Genomic DNA, 650 nt, shown 5'->3' on the forward strand with positions numbered 1-650 from the left:
ACCGCCGTTCAGCGGTCAGTTATTTATAAGCGAGCGACAGGGGTTTCGGAGGTGTTCGCCGTCGATCCGGTATCAACCATTTATAAACAAGCGGCTTGGGCAGTGGAAGGGGCCACCGCAGCGTCAGCAGTTTTCAAGCAGATATACTGGGTTCTGATAGCGTTCGATCTCGGCACGGGGAGAAAGTACGAACGATCGGTTCACACGCCGGCGCCCTATCCGAAAATCGACCGTATCTAAGCGATCGCGGCCGCGATCTCCTCGTCGGTGAGGAACACGTCCTCGCCGGTCTCGGCGTCGAACAGGTGGATGTCCTCCTCCGCGAAGGAGACGCCGACCTCGTCGCCGGCTTCCGGCTTCACGTCCGCGGGCGAGCGCGCGAGGAAGTCCTCGGTGACGGTGAGGTGTACGTAGTTGTCGGAGCCGATCGGTTCGACGACCTCCACCGTTGAGCGCAGGTTCCCCTCGCCGTTCGGCGACTCGTCGAGGACGATGTTCTCCGGCCGGATACCCAGCGTGTACCGGCCGTTCCGGAGGTCGTTGCCCCGGACGTACTCCGGCGAGAGGCTGAGTTCGAACCCGGCGTCCTCGTTCCGAATCGTCGCCGTCGTCCCGTCCGTCTCCACGTCGACGTCGAGGAAGTTCATCGA

2 protein-coding genes are annotated in these 650 nt (G+C 62.3%); one reads left to right on the forward strand and one right to left on the reverse strand.

Annotation, left to right across the window (positions count from 1 at the left end; translation table 11 throughout):
• A partial coding sequence (locus tag EXE44_RS17740) for a hypothetical protein (protein ID WP_206750405.1) occupies nt 1–240 on the forward strand: 240 nt, incomplete at its 5' end.
• On the opposite strand, the gene EXE44_RS17745 is transcribed toward EXE44_RS17740, so the two are convergent.
• Nucleotides 237–650, reverse strand: a 414-nt coding sequence (locus EXE44_RS17745) for a TOBE domain-containing protein (protein WP_137718031.1), incomplete at its 5' end; no start/stop codon positions are given. The genes EXE44_RS17740 and EXE44_RS17745 overlap by 4 nt on opposite strands.

Origin of the sequence: Halorubrum sp. SS7, from assembly GCF_005435055.1 — an archaeon.
GTDB lineage: Archaea > Halobacteriota > Halobacteria > Halobacteriales > Haloferacaceae > Halorubrum > Halorubrum salinarum.